Genomic DNA, 1,094 nt, shown 5'->3' on the forward strand with positions numbered 1-1,094 from the left:
CCACTCTGGGCAAAAATTAAGATCAGCCACCCGCTGGGATCAGTTTGTTGCCATATTGATGTCCCAACTTTCTTGTCGGCAAAGCTTAAGAGACATTCAATCCAATCTCGAATCCCAGCAGGAAAAGCTCTATCATCTTGGCGCGAAAAGAATTGCGCGAAGCACCTTAGCAAGACTCAATGAAGAACAGCCCGCCAGCCTGTATCAGCAATTGTTCACGCAGCTGCTTCAGCACTGTGAAAACTCTAAAACTGCACATAAATTTAGATTCAAGAATCCGCTGTATTCACTAGATGCCAGTCATATTGATCTTTCACTGTCATTGTGCGAATGGGCAAAAGTGCATGAATCCAAAGCCAGTATTAAACTCAGTGTTGGCTTAAATCACAGCAATACCATTCCTGAATTTGTAGCGCTTGGGGATGGTATTGAAAATGATATGGTGCAAGGCAGAGCATTTAAATTTCCTGCTGGCAGCATTATCGTCTTTGATAAAGGATATGTTGATTATCAATGGTTTGCTCAGTTGACACATCAGAAAGTCAGCTTCGTAACTCGGCTACGCCCAAAGACAGTTTATCAAGTTAAATCAAGCCGCAGCGTATTAGCGACTAAAGGCATTATTGCAGATGAATGTATTGAATTAAGCAGTGCGCATGCCAAGAAAAGAGGCGCACCTAAATTATTAAGACGTATAGAGTTTTATGATACAGATAAGAAAAGAACATTCGAATTTCTGAGCAACAACTTTCATCTGGCAGCATCCACCATTGCTGCAATTTATAAAGACCGCTGGAAGATTGAGTTATTCTTTAAAGCCATCAAGCAGAATTTAAAACTGAAGTCATTTCTAGGTCGAAGCCGCAATGCGATACAAACGCAAATATGGATTGCATTAATCGCCTATTTGCTGGTGAACTTCGCTAAACACATGGCACAAGAAGAATGGAGTGTTCAGCGTTTACTGCGAATTATTCAGGTCAATTTATTTGAAAGGAAACTTTTAAGGTCACTCTTTGTGCCTGATAAAAAATGGCGAAAACAAGAAGAACCTCAATTGAGGTTCTTCTTGTGATATTTGTGGGACAGCAGTG

At 40.7% G+C, this 1,094-nt stretch carries 1 protein-coding gene; it reads left to right on the plus strand.

From position 1 onward, the window contains the following. Positions 1–1,075, plus strand: a 1,075-nt coding sequence (locus tag FTU91_RS16440) for an IS4 family transposase (RefSeq protein ID WP_180082864.1), incomplete at its 5' end; no start/stop codon positions are given. Positions 1,076–1,094 lie beyond the last annotated feature (19 nt).

Origin of the sequence: Acinetobacter sp. YH12201, from assembly GCF_013418145.1 — a bacterium.
GTDB lineage: Bacteria > Pseudomonadota > Gammaproteobacteria > Pseudomonadales > Moraxellaceae > Acinetobacter.